We start from the raw sequence: 15,060 nt of genomic DNA on the forward strand, positions 1-15,060 counted from the left end.
ATGAACATACAGGTTAGGCCTACGGATCAGGCGCCGGAGGGGGCTACCCACCCGGATGCTCGCCCAGTTCTCTCTTTTAAAGCCAAGCGCCGCGGTAAGGCACCAACCCACCTAGCTGATTTCGATCTGGCTGGTAGGAAGGCTGCTCTGAAGGAAGCAGGACTGCCTGCCTTTCGTGCCGACCAGCTGTCTAGGCATTTTTTCACTCACTTGACTACCAATCCGGCAGATATGTCAGATTTGCCCGCCGGGCAGCGGAGCCAGATCTGTGAGCTCCTGCTTCCGCGCCTTATCCAAGAGGCAGCTGCAATTAGGGCAGACGATGGTCGCACAGTGAAACATCTTTGGGAACTTTTTGATGGAGCCCGTGTTGAGTCTGTCCTGATGCGGTATCCGAGCAGGACAACGCTTTGTGTGTCTTCCCAAGCCGGTTGCGGCATGGCTTGCCCATTTTGCGCCACCGGTCAGATGGGGCTTACTAGGAATTTATCCACTGGCGAGATAATAGATCAGGTTCGCAGGGCTAGTCAGGCCGCACGTGATGGTGATCTTGCTGGGGGGCCAACTAGACTCACCAACGTTGTCTTCATGGGGATGGGAGAACCGTTGGCGAATTACAAGACGGTCGTGGGAGCGCTACACCGTCTTATCGATCCAGCACCGGAAGGGTTCGGGCTTTCTGCTCGCAACATTACTGTTTCTACCGTGGGGTTGGTCCCTGCGATTAAGAAGCTATCTAAAGAGGGCCTACCGGTAACACTGGCAGTTTCTTTACACGCTCCCGATGATGACTTGCGCGATGATCTTATTCCTATTAATTCCCGATGGAAAGTAGGTGAGTTGCTGGATGCGGCGCACCAATATTTCGAGGTAACTGGTAGACGCGTATCCATCGAATATGCGCTTATCAAGAACATGAATGATCATGCCTGGAGAGCGCAGTTACTCGCTGATGAACTGAATTCTCGCGGTAGCGGTTGGGCTCACGTTAACCCAATCCCATTGAATCCGACCCCCGGTTCTATCTGGACGGCCTCGACAAAGGCTGCCCAGCAAAAATTTGTAGATACTCTTAGAAGGAACGGTGTGGCCACAACTATTCGTGACACGCGCGGATCCGATATTGATGGGGCTTGCGGTCAGCTGGCCACAGCAGTGGAAAAGAAAATGAAGGAGCAGCAATGAGCGAGGTCTTTCCGAAAGCTAGATGGCCTAAGAAGGGCTACACCCAAAATGAGGTAGACAGCTTTTTTGAAAGAGCTCGGGCTGCCTACGAGGGCGGTATGCCGGCCGAGCAATTTAGTTCTCCCGAGGTTAGAGCAGTCCGGTTTTCTATGGTTCGTGGCGGATATGCTACCGAGGTCGTAGATGGGGCTCTGGATAGACTTGAAGCCGCCTTCGTGAAACGCGACCGAGCCGACCACGTGGCAGTAAACGGGCAACAAGCCTGGTTGGATCGGGTAGCTTCGAGGGCTACCACGCTTTACCCGCGCTTGCTGCGTCCGGCGGGGGAGCGCTTTGACCATCCTGCTTCTGGAAAGGGCTATGATGCCGAGCAGGTCGATCAGTTCCTAGATCGAATCGCTTCATTTTTTGACGATGGGGAAGTACTTACCGCCGATCAGATCAGGGGCGTCACCTTCAAGCATGCTCGCGGTACTAAAGCGTATGAAGAGGGCGTAGTAGACGCCTATCTGAATCGGGCTATTGAGATATTGCTGTCGGTAGAATGAAACAGATATCAATACTAGGCTCTACGGGCTCCATCGGTACGCAGGCTTTGGAGGTCATTAGGACCCATCCTGGTGAATTCGAAGTCATAGCGTTAGCCTGTGGCGGTTCTAATGTAGAGCTGTTGCGTAGGCAGATTGACGAGTTCAAACCTGCGTTTGTTGCAGTAGCTAACCCACTTGCGAAGGAAAAGCTGTCCGACATCTCGAATGTTGATTTCGGCGCTGAAGCAGTAGTTCGTGCGGCTAAGGCTGTTCCTAATGGAACGGTACTAAATGGGATAAATGGTGCCGTGGGATTGGAATCTACACTCGCTGCTCTGCAAAGTGGTGCGACGCTCGCACTGGCTAACAAAGAGTCGCTTGTGGTTGGCGGTTCGCTTGTGCGAGCGGCTATGGTGCGGCCGGGCCAGATTGTTCCGGTGGATTCTGAGCACTCCGCTATTGCCCAATCGCTGTCGGGTGGAGTCCATAACCGTGGTCTTACTAGCCAGAATCAGGATGGCCATTCAGAGGTTGACAAGCTCGTTCTTACCGCCTCCGGGGGTCCTTTTAGGGGGAAGAGCCGGGCTGAACTTTCGGCAGTAACCCCGCAGCAAGCGTTGAACCACCCTACGTGGGCAATGGGGCCGGTGGTAACTATTAATTCATCTACCCTGGTGAATAAGGCCCTCGAACTGATTGAGGCATATCTTCTTTTCGATATCGCGCCCGAGAATATTATTCCTGTAGTACACCCCCAGTCCATTGTGCATTCCATGGTCACCTTCAAAGACGGTGCGACATTGCTGCAAGCATCCCCTCCATCTATGAAGATTCCAATTGCCCTTGGCCTCACCTGGCCAAAGAGACTGGTAGAAGTGGCACCGGCGTTGCAGTGGGATAAAGCTAGTGCTTGGACCTTCGAGCCGATCGATAGTCAAACCTTCCCTGCTATAGATATTGCTCGGCAGGCTGTCGCAGCTTCCGCTGCCCACCCCGCGGTGTTTAACGCCGCGAATGAGGTATTGGTAGATGCTTTCTTGGCAGGACAGGTGCCCTACCTGGCGATAGTTGACACGGTGCAAAAGGTTGTAGCGGAATTTTCAGGAGTTGACGAGCCTGATCTAGCTCAGCTTCATGAAGCTGAAAATTGGGCGCGAACTAGAGCGAAACAACTACTGAACTGATATGTCTTTCTTGCTTGGCGTTCTTGTCGTAGTAATCGGGCTCATCGTCTCGGTTGCTCTACACGAGTGCGGACATATGCTGCCCGCAAAGAAATTTGGTGCGGCCGTCCCTAAATACATGGTCGGGTTTGGGCCCACCCTCTGGGCTAAACGAGTTGGTGGAACTGTCTACGGCATAAAGGCTATTTTGCTGGGCGGTTATGTGCGTATTGGAGGAATGTTCCCACCCGCTAGAGCCGATGAGGTAATTGGCTCCATTGACGGTGAACCCATTAGGGCTGCTGACTACGAACTGATGGATAGAAGCCGGCAGCAGGACGTACGCCTCACACTGGCCCAGGAGGCCCGTGAGGCTTCTGCCGCTGACCTGCTAGATCAGCATGGCCGCAAAGCCTTTTGGCAGTTGTCCGCCTCGAAAAAAATCGTGGTCATGTTTTCAGGCCCCCTGGTGAATCTATTGCTCGCCGTTGGCTGTGCGGTGGTTACATTGGCAGGCATAGGGGTTGCAGTGCCTGAAACTTCGCTGGCAAGTGTTGATAGCTGTAGTGATGCGTCCTGTCACCAAGCGGCTTTCAAAGGGGGCTTGAGATCAGGGGACAAGATAACCTCCATAGGCGGAGTCCCGACGAATTCATGGCAAGATATTACGCGGCAAATTAAGGCGCACAGTAGCCAGCTAACCCCGTTTGAAGTTATCCGAGACGGTCATACTAGAACTGTTAGAGTGACTATACCTAGTGATGGACCTATTGGCATTACCGCTGCGACAAGCAGGAAACGTCTGAGTGCCTCACAGGTAGCCCAGAGTGTGTGGCAACAGTTCACAGGAACCTTAGCGGTAATCGGGAAACTGCCAGTTCAGGTATTTGAAGTTAGCAAGTCAGTCTTTACTGGAGCTCCGCGCGATCCGAATGGCGTCGTTTCTGTGGTCGGCGTAGGACACATTGCCGGAGACGTAGCTTCCACGGCAAAAGTTACGTTAACGGACCGCATCGCTATGCTTATTTCCCTGTGGGGCGGAGTGAATATGGCTTTGTTCGCTTTCAACCTAATTCCACTACTTCCTCTTGATGGCGGGCACATTGCAGGAGCGCTGTGGGAAGGTGTGCGTAATTTTTTGGCACGTATGCGGGGGCAGAAAAAGCCGCAACCTGTTGATACTGCGCGCCTAATGCCACTTACGTACGGGGTATTTGGAGTTTTTCTTTTGCTTACCGTGCTTCTTGTTGTTGCAGATTTTGTGGTCCCGATTCAGCTTTCGTGATATGGCTCGCGGCGAAGCCGGGCGACAATTGAGCCTCAGTTGGGCATACTTATGTCTGTGAGTGAAGCTGTATCTTTAGGAATGCCAGAAGTTCGGAACGTTTTCCCCCGGAAGAAGACCCGTAAGGTCCGACTAGGTAATTTGTGGGTTGGTGGCGACGCTCCGGTCACGGTGCAGTCGATGTGCACTACTAAGACCACCGACATTGGCGGTACCTTGCAGCAAATCGCAGAGTTGACTGCTGCAGGATGCGATATTGTGCGAGTTGCCTGCCCGTCTGCGGATGACGCCGAAGCGCTTCCAATTATTGCGAAGAAGTCAAACATTCCGGTTATTGCCGATATCCATTTCCAGCCCAGGTACGTCTTTGCTGCTATCGAGGGCGGCTGTGCAGGGGTGCGTGTGAACCCGGGAAATATCCGCAAGTTTGACGATCAGATTGAAGATATTGTCAAGGCGGCTAGGGACCACGGGACGTCTCTGCGTATCGGAGTCAATGCAGGTTCTTTGCACCCGAAACTTTACAAGAAGTATGGAGGGGCTACTCCGGAAGCAATGGTGGAGTCCGCCGTCTGGGAAGCGTCGCTTTTTGAGCAGTATGATTTCCACGATTTTGCTATTTCTGTGAAGCACCACGATCCGGTCACAATGATTAAGACTTATGAGCTGCTGTCTTCGAAGGGGGACTGGCCGCTACATCTTGGAGTGACTGAAGCGGGTCCTGCTCTGCAGGGGACGGTTAAGTCCGCTACCGCTTTTGGTGCACTATTGCGCCAGGGCATTGGCGATACGATTCGCGTCTCCCTGTCTGCTCCTCCCGTTGAAGAGGTAAAGGTAGGGGTTGAAATCCTACAGTCTCTGGGTCTTCGTGACCGTACGCTCGAGATTGTCTCGTGTCCGTCGTGTGGGCGTGCCCAGGTGGATGTCTACACTTTGGCGAATGCCGTTACAGAGGGATTGAAAGATTTGAAGGTTCCGCTCCGAGTAGCGGTTATGGGATGTGTCGTCAACGGCCCGGGTGAAGCTCGTGAGGCTGATCTTGGCGTGGCTTCCGGCAATCAAAAGGGCAAGATCTTTATTAAGGGAAAGGTCGTCGAGACAGTCCCCGAGACCGATATTGTGCCTACACTGATCCGGTATGCCAACAAGCTTGCCGAAGACATGCCCGAGGGCGAAGGCGAAGGGGTTCAAGTCCTGGTATAGGACGAAGTAGCTATATCTGGGCCACGTCTACTAAAGTTGTAGGCGTGTTAGCTCAGATGTCATCGTATTTCGTACGAACCTTACGTGAAGACCCGGCCGACGCCGAGGTCGCAAGCCATAAGCTGTTAGTCCGCGCGGGCTATATCCGCAGGGTAGCCCCGGGGGTTTATACGTGGCTTCCTTTGGGGATTCGTGTGCTTCGTAAGCTAGAAGCGATTGTGCGCGAAGAGATGGAACGGGCGGGTGCCCAGGAAGTCTTGTTCCCTGCCCTGCTGCCGAAAGAGCCTTATGAGGCTACCGGCAGGTGGGAAGAATATGGCCCGAACCTGTTTAGGCTGAATGATCGCAAGGGCGCGGACATGCTGCTTGCTCCGACTCACGAGGAAATGTTCACCTTGATGGTGAAGGACATGTACTCCTCCTACAAGGACTTGCCGGCTACTCTGTACCAGATCCAGACGAAATATCGTGACGAAGCTCGTCCTCGTGCTGGTCTGATTCGCGGCCGAGAATTTGTCATGAAGGACGCGTACAGCTTTGACATTGATGATGAGGGGCTAGAGAAGTCTTACGAGTCTATGCGTAAGGCGTATCAGCGGATTTTTGAACGCGTGAATCTGCCGTATGTAATTTGTTCGGCCATGTCGGGCCCTATGGGAGGCTCTCGTAGCGAGGAATTCTTGTTCCCCTGCGAAATTGGCGAGGATACGTTTGTGCGTTCTGCAGGTGGTTTTGCCGCCAATGTTGAGGCGGTCACGACCCCTCGGCCGGAGCCAATTACTGAACAGTCTCCTGCTGCACACTTGGAGGAAACTCCGGGTGCCGGCACCATCGCAGCATTAGTCGATTATTCTAATGCTCATTACCGTCGCGATGACCGCGACTGGGATGCGGCGGATACACTGAAATCCGTGGCGCTAACGGCAGTGCATCCCGACGGTCACCGCGAAGTCATTGTGATCGGTATACCTGGTGACCGAGAGGTGGACATTCGTCGCGTTGAGGCTGCTCTATCGCCTGCGGAAATTGAGTTCGCTAACGAGCAGGATCTGGCTGCTTTCCCGGGGTTAGTTCCCGGCTATATCGGGCCATCGGTGTGCGGCCCTAACGCGCCGAAGGATGCCGAGGGCAATTCCACTGGTCCGAAATACTTGTTGGATCCGCATGTCGCGGAAGGCTCCGCGTGGATTACTGGTGGTAATAAGGCCGGCTATCACTATTACGACTTTGTATATGGTCGTGATTTCGTTGCAGACGGCTTTATTGAGGCATCTGAGGTCAGAGAGGGCGACCAGGCACCGGATGGATCTGGCCCACTGGAGTTGGCCCGTGGTATCGAAATTGGACATATTTTCCAGCTAGGGCGCAAGTACGCCAAGGCACTGGACCTGAAAGTTCTGGATCAGAACGGTAAGGCTCAGGTCGTGACCATGGGCTCTTACGGGATCGGTGTTTCTCGTGTGCTGGCAGCTCTGGCAGAAGTTGGACATGACGATGCTGGGTTGATCTGGCATCCCGCGATTGCACCATTTGATGTGCACGTATTGGCTACTGGCAAACACGCAGGAGTATTTGAAGCCGCTGCAAACTTGGCCGAAGGATTGCATGGTTGCGGTCTAGACGTCATTTATGACGACCGGCAGAAGGTCTCGGCGGGCGTCAAGTTCAAGGATTCGGAACTGATCGGCGTGCCGTATTCGATTGTCGTCGGACGAGACTTCGAAAAAGAAGGCGTAGTGGAACTGCGCAATAGAGCAACTGGTGAGCGTACCCAGCTGCCTTATGAAGACGCCGTGGACAAAATCGCCTACACGATTATTTCCGCTAAGGAGGACTAGTGGCACTTCGAGACATTAGGGTTGTTGGTGACCCTATCTTGCGCACTGAGTGCGAGACGATTACTGATATTGATGACTCGATCAAGGAACTCGTCGAGGACCTTTTAGAGACCGTTGATATGGATGGCCGCGCTGGCCTCGCCGCTAACCAAATTGGTGTGGGCGTGCGCGCTTTCAGCTGGAATATTGATGGCGAGATCGGTTACATCTTGAATCCGAAGATTGTGGAATTGTCCGAGGACGAATATCAAGATGGCGACGAAGGCTGTTTGTCGGTGCCCGGACTCTGGTTCCCAACGGAGCGCGCCTGGTACGCCAGGGCAGAGGGTATTGATCTTGATGGCAAGAAGGTTGTAGTCGAGGGCGAAGAACTAATGGGCCGTTGCATTCAGCACGAGTGCGACCACCTGGATGGGCATCTGTACTTGGATCGGTTGTCTAAGAAATACCGGCGGAAAGCGATGAAGGAACTTCGCGAGCAGGGGCTCTAAGAAGTTTTCGGGCCGGCACGCTGCTAACGGCGTGCCGGCTTGTTATTTCGTATAGGTGTGGTGTTCAATAGTTTTGCACACCGCCGAATGGATCACCCTGAGGTCGTAGGGGAAGACGTCCCTCAGTATTATGGAGGTCCAAAATGAATGGAACGTTCTCGCGCGGTGTACTTTTCGTGCATTCAGCCCCGCGTGCACTCTGCCCTCACGTGGAGTGGATTGTCTCCGACGTGTTGGGGACAAAAGTATCCATGGATTGGACAGAACAGCCCGCACAAGAGGGCACTTTCCGTGCTGAATTCAGCTGGGTGGGGAAGTCTGGCACCGGTGTCCAACTCGCGTCTGCTCTGCGCGGGTGGGAGCATTTGCGATACGAGGTGACTGAGGACGCTTCTGCTGGAGCAGATGGAGGTCGTTGGTCGCATACTCCGTCCCTCGGAATATTCCATGCACAAACTGACGTCGCCGGGAATGTTGTTGTACCCGAGAACAGGATTAGAGCGGCGCTGGAAGAGGCAGGGGGAGATGCTACTTTGCTCCAGGAGAAACTTGACGTCGCATTAGGCGTAGCGTGGGACGAAGAGCTGGAGCCATTCCGGTATGCAGGATCTGGAGCCCCCGTCCGCTGGTTGCATAGGGTGGGGTAATGGCACTAGATGCAGAGGCTTTAGCTAAACTCGCGGCACTACAGGACGAAGACTTCAGTGAATCCGGCGAGGGTGGTAGCGGGCGAACTACTTCTCACAGTGAAGAACTGCGAACCCAAGTTCGCCAGGCGTTGGCCGGGGAAGTGGGGCATGTTGTCGAAGAGGACGACACCTTAGAATCTCTTGGTCTTACTGACCTTCAGCTCTGGGCCGTTGTGGCGAGAGTAGAAGATGAAGGCTATGTAGCCATGGATAAAGATGTAGATAGCGCGAAGAGCGTTGCTGATCTGATCGGAGCTTTCGCCAGTAATCAAAAGTAGTTCGGCTCCTCAGTTTCCGACAGTTAGTAGCTATTCTTTGCAAAGGTTCGCGAAAGCACGAATTCCTATGGCTCTATCTTGATGGCAATACTGGCGTCTAGATTTTAACGTTTAAGAAGCGAGTCCAGCTTCGTACCGCGGCGCGAATACGCAGCCACTTAGGACACGGCATTTGGGCAAAAATTTGGGGGATGTTCCGCGGAACATCCCCCAAATTGTCTTTGCCGTTAGGCTACCGAGTCATCGGAATCGTCAACTCGATGCGAGGTCGCATTGACGTTCATCAGGTCATACTTTTCAATGGCCTGACGGATTAGGTCGCGTTCGATCATTCCGTCGTCAGCCATTGCCTGTAGGGCCCGAACTACGATCGATTCCGCGTCGATCAGGAAGTGCCTACGAGCGGCTGGGCGAGTGTCGGAGAAGCCGAAACCGTCTGCACCGAGGGTGTAGTACCTTCCGGGAATCCATTCGCGCAACAGATCCGGGAGCATGTGGTCGAAATCGGTGGACGCGACGAATGGGCCACCGGTATTTTCGAGCTTCTGTGTCACGTAGGGCTTGGTGTAGTGATCCGGATCCAGGTAGTTCTTCCGGTTAGCTTCCATGCCATCTCGGCGGAGTTCACCCCATGAGGTGACTGACCACACGTTGGCACCGATGCCCCAGTCGTTCAGCAGTAGTTCGCGAGCATGCCGGGCCCATGGCACGGCAACGCCAGAAGCCATCAGGTTGACGGTGGGACGATCTTCCGGTGCCTCATCCACCTTGTAAATGCCGCGGAGAATGCCTTCGACGTCCACGTTTTCCGGCTCGGCAGGCTGCACAATCGGCTCGTTGTACACGGTTAGGTAGTACATTACGTTTGGATCGCGGTCGCCGGGATCTCCGTACATACGCTGCAGGCCATCGCGGAAGATGTGCCCGATTTCGTAGGCGTAGGCGGGATCGTAGTGGACAAAGGCGGGGTTGGTTGCAGCAATGACGGGCGAATGACCGTCCATGTGCTGAGTTCCCTCGCCAGTTAGGGTGGTGCGACCGGCAGTAGCGCCAATCACAAATCCGCGTGCTAGCTGGTCGCCCGCTGCCCAGAACTGGTCGCCAGTACGCTGGAATCCGAACATCGAGTAGAAGATGTAGAACGGAATCATCGGAACGTTATGGGTTGCATACGATGTACCAACGACCTGCATTAGTGCAGCAGAACCGGCTTCGTTAATGCCGGTGTGCATTAGTCGACCCTGAGCGGATTCCTTGTATGACAGCATCAGGTCGTGATCTACCGCCGTGTAGTTCTGGCCGTGAACGTTGAAGATCTTTGCGGTCGGGAACATAGCGTCGAGGCCGAAGGTACGTGCTTCATCCGGAATAATCGGAACGAAGCGGTTACCGATGTTCTTGTCGCGCATGAGCTCTTTGAGGAGGCGTACCAGCGCCATGGTGGTAGCAACCTTCTGCTTCCCAGAGCCCTTGGTCATCATCTTGTAGGCTTTATCGCCGGGAAGCTCAAGGTGCGGATCTTCGTGGTGGCGCGAGGGTAGGTATCCGCCTAGGGCCTCGCGACGTTCGAGCATGTACCGAAGAGCTGGATCGTCCTTGTCAGGCATGTAGTACGGAGGCTTGTACGGATCCTTCTCTAGTTCCTCATCAGTGATCGGGATCTGTAGCCTGTCGCGCAGTGCCTTCTGATCCTCAAGGGTAAGCTTCTTCATCTGGTGAGTTGCGTTTCGCCCAGCAAAGTGTTCCCCGAGTGCATAGCCCTTAATCGTATGGGCCAAAATCACGGTAGGACGGCCCTTGTGCTTCAGAGCAGCATCGTAGGCGGCATATACCTTGCGGTAGTCGTGGCCACCGCGGCGAAGATCCCAAATCTGCTCGTCAGTCCAGTTCTTTACCAATTCCTTCGTACGTGGGTCGCGACCGAAGAAGTGCTCGCGCACGTAGGCGCCGTCATTGGCCTTAAGAGTCTGGTAATCACCGTCACGTACCTCGTCCATCAGGTGTACGAGCGCGTGGTCCTTGTCTGCTGCGAGCAATCCGTCCCAGCCACGGCCCCAGATTACCTTGATTACGTTCCAGCCGGCTCCCTTGAAGAAGGATTCCAGCTCCTGAATGATCTTGCCATTGCCGCGGACGGGGCCGTCTAGTCGCTGCAGGTTGCAGTTGACAACAAAGGTGAGGTTGTCGAGGTTCTGGGCGGCGGCGGTCTGGAGCATGCCCCTAGATTCCGGTTCGTCCATTTCACCGTCACCAAGGAACGCCCAGGTGTGCTGCTCAGAGGTGTCCTTGATGCCATTTAGGTGCAGGTACTTGTCGAACCAAGCTTGGTAGATTGCTTCTGCAGGTCCTAATCCCATGGACACGGTTGGGTACTCCCAAAGATCGGGACGTTGCCTTGGGTGGGGGTAGGACGGCAGTCCCGAGGGCGTGGAAACCTCCTGGCGGAAGCCGTCCATTTCTTCTTCACTGATGCGGCCTTCAAGGAATGCGCGCGCATAGATGCCGGGGGAGGCATGACCCTGGAAGAAGATGTGGTCGCCTCCGCCGGGATGGGACTTACCTCGGAAGAAATGGTTAAAGCCGACCTCATACAGGGTGGACACAGAAGCGTAGGACGAAATGTGGCCGCCGACGCCAATGCCTGGGCGCTGTGCCCTGGTCACCTGTACTGCCGCGTTCCAGCGAATCCAGCGACGGTATGCGCGTTCAGTGTTTTCGTCGCCTGGGAAGTAGGGTTCGTTCTGCGCTGGAATAGTGTTGATGTATGGGGTGGTGAAGGATGCGGGAACCGACACGTTCTTGCGGCGTGCTGCATTCAGCATTGCAAGCATGACATACCGCGTGCGGTTTGCACCCCGCTCCTCGATCAGATCATCTAGTGATTCAATCCACTCGCTTGTTTCTTCAGGATCGTTGTCAGGGATCTGTACTAACAAACCGTCAACAAGCGGGCTCGACTGGTTCTGTTCGGGCACGTCATCTCTTTCCTCTAAAAGGACACCCCGAGGAGGCGTCCTTGCCGGATAGGGGCACAAAAGTCCCTCGTTCACTTTGAATTGTGCCATAAGTCCCGGAAAAGTTCGGCCGGAAGGATGATATTCGTGTCCCAAGTGGGGGTGAGATGTCCCATTGGGGGGCGTGACAATGTAAAGTGAACACAGACACGTACCCGTTTTATTGTTTCAAGGAGAAAAAGGTGTCCCAGAAGTCGGCTGTAAAGCCGCTCGATTTCAAAGACGGTCAGATTGTCCAAGAGTTTCTTTGGGATCAAGATGTCGACGAGGCGCTGCGTGAAGCAGTTGCTGAGCAAACTGGCAATGAATTAGTAGATGAGGATTATGCGGACCTCGTCGATGGGGCCATTATTTGGTGGCGCGAGGACGACGGTGAAGTAGACGACTTGACCGATTGTTTGGTGGATGCCACTCAAAATTTTGCCGGACCTGGAGTAGTGTGGGTAATCACACCTAAGTCTGCTCTGCCGGGCCACGTATCTCCGTTTACCATTGAAAGCGCAGCTCAGGTGGCAGGTCTGCACGCTACCTCCTCAGTGGTGGTGGCTCCGGATTGGGCAGGAATTAGGGTTCAGACCCGCGATCGAGCATAAGTGGATTTTCCTTTTGAGGCCACAGTAAGTTATTGTTGTGGCTCCAGGGCCTATAGCTCAGTTGGCTAGAGCGCCACGTTTACACCGTGGATGTCGGGGGTTCGAGTCCCTCTGGGCCCACAGTAAGAATGAAGAGTCTCGGTGCAGCCGAGGCTCTTCATTTTTGTTTACATAGATTTCTGCCGTCGTATTTGGCAGGGCGTAGGCAGCTAGCAGTGGTCGAAGCGCGGACTCGTGCGTTAGTCGGAAGGCCGACGAACTAGGGTGAAACTATGACACTGACAGTAAACGTTCTTCCTCAGGTCCGCACTCTTCCGCGCTATCAGCCTGGGAAGAAGGCGCCGGGGCAAGACCCGGTGAAGCTTTCTTCCAACGAGAACCCATACTTGCCCGAACAGCTGGTGGTTCACGCTGGAAAAGAAGCGGTGGAATCGGTAAATCGATACCCGGATATGTTCTGTACTAGCCTCCGCGAGGTGATTGCAAAGCACCACGAAGTGTCTGCATCTCAGATTCTTTGCGGGACTGGACTTTCAGCTTTACTTGTTCATTGTCTAGCCGCTGTGGCAGGACCGGGAGACGAAGTAGTGTACCCGTGGCGCTCGTTTGAGTCCTATCCGATAGCCACCGCTACTGTGGGAGCTACGGCCGTGCCGGTTCCTTTGGTGGAGGGCAGGCACGATTTAGATGCAATGGCCGCGGCTCTCTCGGAGCGCACGAAAGCGGTTATAATCTGCAACCCGAATAATCCAACAGGTGCGGCTATAGCCTTACCGGAGCTAATGGATTTCATTGAAAGAATAGACCCCACTGTTCTGGTTCTAGTAGATGAGGCCTATATCGATTTTGCTGATGATTCCTATTCGAGCATCGTTGGCTCGCTTAAGAGATTCCCGAATGTGGTCGTTGGCAGAACTTTTTCAAAGGCGTATGCATTAGCCGGTGCTCGCGTTGGGTATTTGGTAGGTGACGAAGAGCTTCTAGGGGCTATCTCGGCGGTTGCTACACCATTTGGTGTATCAGCGCCCGCGCAGGCGCTTGCTGAGGCAGCTATGGCTAATCAGAAGGTAGTTGCCCAATCTGTAGAAAAGATCCGAGGCGAGAGGGACAGGATCTTGAAGGTGCTGGCCACATTCGGGGTATCGGGGCAGTCTCAGGCCAACTTCATTTGGTTACCTAAGGAAGTTCTTCGTGATGAGACTTTTACTGCTGCTGACCAATGTTTGGAGCGTGGGGTAGCGCTGCGTCCGTTCCCGGAGGGACTGCGGGTTTCTGTTGGCTTACCGGAAGAAAACGACCGTTTTCTGGCTCTGGTTGGCGATCTCCTAGTCTGACTGGGCTTCCAGGGAACGCATCGATACGAACTTTCTTGTATCGGGCTCGGAGAGTTGCATTAGGGCAATAGTCAGTAGGCCCACGTGCAGGACGATTACAGCAAAGTTTGCTTTCCAGGCCAGGAAGTAGCCTACTGAGAACATAACGAGCTGGGCCAAAATAACAGCCATCAGTAGAAGGCGGGCAAGGCCCGATCCGTTCATCATTCGCCAACAGAGCAGGAATTCGACGAGCAGTAGCACCACCATGACCCCTGCACCAGCTGTAGCCAGCATGGGGGCTGCCTCGTGAATTTCTGAGACAGGTAGTTTGTCTAGAATCTGATTTGCAACTGCAGCGTGCACATAGTGGTCCCAGTGCCACAGAGTCCAGGCAGAGGTAAGAATCCCTATCGCGGCTGAGGCAAGTACAGTCAGCACCCCTAAAAATGCTGATAGCGGCCGGGTCTTGGCGAGGTCTTTCGTGAGTCTGGACGCATCGCCGATGGAGTGCTTTCCATGGAGTTTGAAGGCCTCCATAAACGAGGAATCCGTGTCTGCTCCGGCTGCTTCCTGGGCCTTCATGTTTTCGAGAGTTTTTCGGGCGCGTTCCCGGTCTATGTCTTCGGCTTCGATTTCACGCAGATCCATAATGGGGAGGTTCCCGTCGGTTTTTATTTGGTCTCCGCCGCCATTTCTAGAATGGTAGCCGGTTGAGAAGTCTTCAAGTACATCAACCTGGGCGTTCGGATTAGCCTCCGTGACCGTATCTACGATGTGGTCGCGTTCGATGTCAGTGTCTTCGTCGATCTTGTGCGTCACCTGCAGGGTGAAGATAGATAGACCCACGGCTTTGTCGAATGTACCTCCGGCTAGCCAATCGACTTTTTTACCACCGGGCAGCAACCAGTCTTTCGGAGTCGCCCAGAAGCGCACGTGATGGCGGGCCTTCGGGTTGCCGTCTACCTCTTGCTGGTAGGCAAAATCTTGTTTTCGTTCGAACAGATGGAGGGGGGAAATGGGGGCTTCCGGGTAGGACTTGCGCGTCAGTGTTGATTGAACCATCTTCCAAGCCGAGGTGGCCGTGATCGGGTCAGCCAGAGTCCATCCGGCTTTTCGCATCGCGGCGTGAATCTGTTGAGCGGATCCGTGAGCCGCCAGGTTGATTGGGTCACCTAATAGGCCGTCAGAGGTTTTTGCCCGCCCAATAAAATAATTTGGCACGTAGATATCTGTGAGGATGGAGTGTAGCCGCGGCAGCGTTAGGTAGGAGGCGACGCCCCATATAAGGAGGGCGAGCAGAATGGCCCACCAACCTCGTGACCACACCTCTATCAGCAGAAATATGTTGAGCCACAGTCCGGCCAGGAAGGCAAGAATGAAGAAGACTTTATCGATCAAGCCTGCCTTGGTGTGCTTGAGTCGGAAATTGCGGACGCGTTGCTTACCTTTAGACACTCCTTGATCTTATCGCGCAT

At 54.2% G+C, this 15,060-nt stretch carries 13 protein-coding genes and 1 tRNA gene; 12 read left to right on the top strand and 2 right to left on the bottom strand.

Annotated features, from left to right (window positions below; all coding sequences use genetic code 11):
- The 9 genes from rlmN (at nucleotide 1) to AC1EKG_RS04370 (ending at nucleotide 8,662) form a co-directional block, all read left to right on the top strand.
- Entirely contained in the window at nucleotides 1-1,185 is a 1,185-nt protein-coding gene (rlmN, locus tag AC1EKG_RS04330; protein ID WP_004806290.1) for a dual-specificity RNA methyltransferase RlmN, read from the top strand.
- Nucleotides 1,182-1,733, top strand: a complete 552-nt coding sequence (locus AC1EKG_RS04335; RefSeq protein ID WP_004806292.1) for a DivIVA domain-containing protein — start codon at nucleotides 1,182-1,184, stop codon at nucleotides 1,731-1,733. The genes rlmN and AC1EKG_RS04335 overlap by 4 nt, the downstream gene beginning before the upstream one ends.
- On the top strand, nucleotides 1,730-2,899 hold the full coding sequence (gene dxr / locus AC1EKG_RS04340; protein WP_048707026.1) for a 1-deoxy-D-xylulose-5-phosphate reductoisomerase: 1,170 nt from the start codon (nucleotides 1,730-1,732) through the stop codon (nucleotides 2,897-2,899). The genes AC1EKG_RS04335 and dxr overlap by 4 nt, the downstream gene beginning before the upstream one ends.
- Before the next feature lies 1 nt (nucleotide 2,900).
- The gene (locus AC1EKG_RS04345; protein WP_004806301.1) at nucleotides 2,901-4,163 is read left to right on the top strand and encodes a M50 family metallopeptidase; all 1,263 of its coding nucleotides are present in this window, start codon (nucleotides 2,901-2,903) and stop codon (nucleotides 4,161-4,163) included.
- A gap of 51 nt (nucleotides 4,164-4,214) precedes the next feature.
- Nucleotides 4,215-5,366, top strand: coding sequence for a flavodoxin-dependent (E)-4-hydroxy-3-methylbut-2-enyl-diphosphate synthase (ispG, locus tag AC1EKG_RS04350; RefSeq protein WP_004806302.1), 1,152 nt, complete (start codon nucleotides 4,215-4,217; stop codon nucleotides 5,364-5,366).
- A 56-nt stretch (nucleotides 5,367-5,422) separates the two neighbouring features.
- Complete coding sequence (locus AC1EKG_RS04355; protein ID WP_004806303.1) at nucleotides 5,423-7,204, top strand: proline--tRNA ligase; 1,782 nt, start codon at nucleotides 5,423-5,425, stop codon at nucleotides 7,202-7,204.
- Nucleotides 7,204-7,695, top strand: a complete 492-nt coding sequence (gene def / locus AC1EKG_RS04360) for a peptide deformylase (RefSeq protein WP_004806305.1) — start codon at nucleotides 7,204-7,206, stop codon at nucleotides 7,693-7,695. Before AC1EKG_RS04355 ends, def begins: the two co-directional genes overlap by 1 nt.
- Nucleotides 7,696-7,838: 143 nt before the next feature.
- The gene (locus tag AC1EKG_RS04365; protein WP_004806306.1) at nucleotides 7,839-8,342 is read left to right on the top strand and encodes a DUF3145 domain-containing protein; all 504 of its coding nucleotides are present in this window, start codon (nucleotides 7,839-7,841) and stop codon (nucleotides 8,340-8,342) included.
- Complete coding sequence (locus AC1EKG_RS04370) at nucleotides 8,342-8,662, top strand: hypothetical protein (protein ID WP_004806307.1); 321 nt, start codon at nucleotides 8,342-8,344, stop codon at nucleotides 8,660-8,662. Before AC1EKG_RS04365 ends, AC1EKG_RS04370 begins: the two co-directional genes overlap by 1 nt.
- Nucleotides 8,663-8,889: 227 nt before the next feature.
- Here the strand turns inward: AC1EKG_RS04370 and aceE are convergent, their stop codons facing one another.
- Entirely contained in the window at nucleotides 8,890-11,637 is a 2,748-nt protein-coding gene (gene aceE, locus AC1EKG_RS04375; RefSeq protein ID WP_004806308.1) for a pyruvate dehydrogenase (acetyl-transferring), homodimeric type, read from the bottom strand.
- Nucleotides 11,638-11,858: 221 nt separating this feature from the next.
- Between aceE and AC1EKG_RS04380 the strand changes: the two genes are divergently transcribed.
- From AC1EKG_RS04380 to hisC, 3 genes are all read left to right on the top strand, one after another.
- Nucleotides 11,859-12,269, top strand: coding sequence for a DUF3052 domain-containing protein (locus tag AC1EKG_RS04380; protein WP_004806309.1), 411 nt, complete (start codon nucleotides 11,859-11,861; stop codon nucleotides 12,267-12,269).
- Nucleotides 12,270-12,315: 46 nt separating this feature from the next.
- Nucleotides 12,316-12,389, top strand: a tRNA-Val gene (locus tag AC1EKG_RS04385).
- Nucleotides 12,390-12,541: 152 nt separating this feature from the next.
- The gene (gene hisC / locus AC1EKG_RS04390) at nucleotides 12,542-13,603 is read left to right on the top strand and encodes a histidinol-phosphate transaminase (RefSeq protein WP_004806311.1); all 1,062 of its coding nucleotides are present in this window, start codon (nucleotides 12,542-12,544) and stop codon (nucleotides 13,601-13,603) included.
- On the opposite strand, the gene AC1EKG_RS04395 is transcribed toward hisC, so the two are convergent.
- Nucleotides 13,595-15,040, bottom strand: coding sequence for an LssY C-terminal domain-containing protein (locus AC1EKG_RS04395; RefSeq protein ID WP_481067753.1), 1,446 nt, complete (start codon nucleotides 15,038-15,040; stop codon nucleotides 13,595-13,597). The genes hisC and AC1EKG_RS04395 overlap by 9 nt on opposite strands.
- Nucleotides 15,041-15,060 lie beyond the last annotated feature (20 nt).

This window comes from Winkia sp. C0117E2 (assembly GCF_056590455.1).

Excerpts from the sequence above, each read along its gene's own strand:
- AC1EKG_RS04335 (WP_004806292.1), top strand. The coding sequence starts at position 1,182 with ATGAGCGAGGTCTTTCCGAAAGCTAGATGGCCTAAGAAGGGCTACACC.
- AC1EKG_RS04355 (WP_004806303.1), top strand. The coding sequence starts at position 5,423 with ATGTCATCGTATTTCGTACGAACCTTACGTGAAGACCCGGCCGACGCC.
- AC1EKG_RS04365 (WP_004806306.1), top strand. The coding sequence starts at position 7,839 with ATGAATGGAACGTTCTCGCGCGGTGTACTTTTCGTGCATTCAGCCCCG.
- dxr (WP_048707026.1), top strand. The coding sequence starts at position 1,730 with ATGAAACAGATATCAATACTAGGCTCTACGGGCTCCATCGGTACGCAG.
- AC1EKG_RS04370 (WP_004806307.1), top strand. The coding sequence starts at position 8,342 with ATGGCACTAGATGCAGAGGCTTTAGCTAAACTCGCGGCACTACAGGAC.
- rlmN (WP_004806290.1), top strand. The coding sequence starts at position 1 with ATGAACATACAGGTTAGGCCTACGGATCAGGCGCCGGAGGGGGCTACC.
- ispG (WP_004806302.1), top strand. The coding sequence starts at position 4,215 with ATGTCTGTGAGTGAAGCTGTATCTTTAGGAATGCCAGAAGTTCGGAAC.
- AC1EKG_RS04345 (WP_004806301.1), top strand. The coding sequence starts at position 2,901 with ATGTCTTTCTTGCTTGGCGTTCTTGTCGTAGTAATCGGGCTCATCGTC.
- hisC (WP_004806311.1), top strand. The coding sequence starts at position 12,542 with ATGACACTGACAGTAAACGTTCTTCCTCAGGTCCGCACTCTTCCGCGC.